Origin of the sequence: Bradyrhizobium sp. NAS80.1 (assembly GCF_001908205.1) — a bacterium.
Classification (GTDB): domain Bacteria; phylum Pseudomonadota; class Alphaproteobacteria; order Rhizobiales; family Xanthobacteraceae; genus Bradyrhizobium.
Genome location: NZ_LGHL01000468.1, coordinates 1 through 1,392, shown reverse-complemented (window position 1 = coordinate 1,392; position 1,392 = coordinate 1). Strand labels below are relative to the sequence as shown.

At 63.1% G+C, this 1,392-nt stretch carries 1 pseudogene; it reads right to left on the bottom strand.

Annotated elements, in window-relative coordinates:
* Nucleotides 1-267: 267 nt before the first annotated feature.
* Nucleotides 268-1,306: pseudogene (locus AC629_RS44275) on the bottom strand (IS110 family RNA-guided transposase).
* Nucleotides 1,307-1,392: the final 86 nt, after the last annotated feature.

Genomic DNA, 1,392 nt, shown 5'->3' with positions numbered 1-1,392 from the left:
ATATGTGGACGGCCCCCGTGGCACAAGAGCATTGTGAGGTTTGATCGGATCGCTTGCATCCAGATGTCCGGCCTGTCTGTGCAGCTTGGTCGCCGCTGGCCAAGATGGTTTCCGCAACACGAGTTCCAATCAACCCTGCGACCTTGTTTGGCCAATGGGTCCCACGGATTTGCTCGCGTCTCGGGTCGACCGATCACACCATCTCCTCTGCTCTTGCAGCTTCGGTTCGGGCGATGGGCTAAGTTGCCGGTCGGCCGAACCTCTCAACTACGCGGCAACAGCCATTTGGGCATCAATCCGCGCGCTATCGTAGCTTTCTCCCGTCGTCATCAGTTTCCAGGCGATGCGGGCCATCTTGTTGGCCAGCGCCACCGCGGCAAGCTTCGGTGTCTTGCGCTTGAGAAGCTCGATGAGCCAGCGGGGCCCGCGATCTTTCGCTTTGGCCATCTTCACCAGCGAGGTAGCCCCGACCACCAGAAGCTGACGCAGTCTCTCATCTCCTGCCCGGGTGATCTTGCCGAGCCTGGTCTTTCCCGCGGTGGAATGGTCCTTGGGCGTCAGGCCAAGCCAGGCTGCGAACAGCCGCCCCGAGCGGAAGGCGTTCGGGTCAGGCGCCTTCATCACCAGGGCTGCGGCCGTGACCGGACCAACACCAGGGATCTGCGCCAGACGCCGGCTCAAGGCATTGGCACGGTGCCAGGCCAGCAGCTTGGCCTCGATCGTCCTCAGCTCGTCCTGAACCTGTTCATACTGGCGAGCAAGCATGGCAAACAGCTCGCGGGCCAGCGCCGGCACGCCTTCGTCCCGGCTGATCGCCGCCAGGAGCGCGGCGAGCTTGTCCAGCCCCCCGGGCCACGGTTCGACCGAACTCCGCCGCATGCCCGCGGATCGTGTTGGACAGTTGCGTGCGACGCGCGACCAATTGCTCGCGGACGCCCAGCAGCATCAGCGCGGCCTGCTGCTCGGCCGTCTTCACCGGCACATACCGCATCCGCGGCCGGCTTGCAGCCTCGCACAGCCCTTCGGCATCGCGCCCGTCGTTCTTGTTGCGCGGCACGTAGGGCTTCACCAACTGCGGCGCGATCAGCCTGACCGTGTGTCCCAGCTCGCCGAGTTCGCGCGCCAAGTTGTGAGCTGCCCCGCAGGCCTCGATCGCCACCACCGTTGACGGCAGCTTGGTAAAAAACTCAAGCATCGCCTTGCGGCTAAGCCGCTTCCGCAACGCTACCCGTTCTGAAGCATCCACCCCATGCAGTTGAAAAATATACTTCGACGTATCCATCCCAATGCGGATAATCTGGCTCACGGACGGCTCCTGTGAATGAGTTTCTGACAACCTCATTCTGGCACATTGATGCCGTAGGGGGCCGTCCACCCCATCAACCCCAGGGA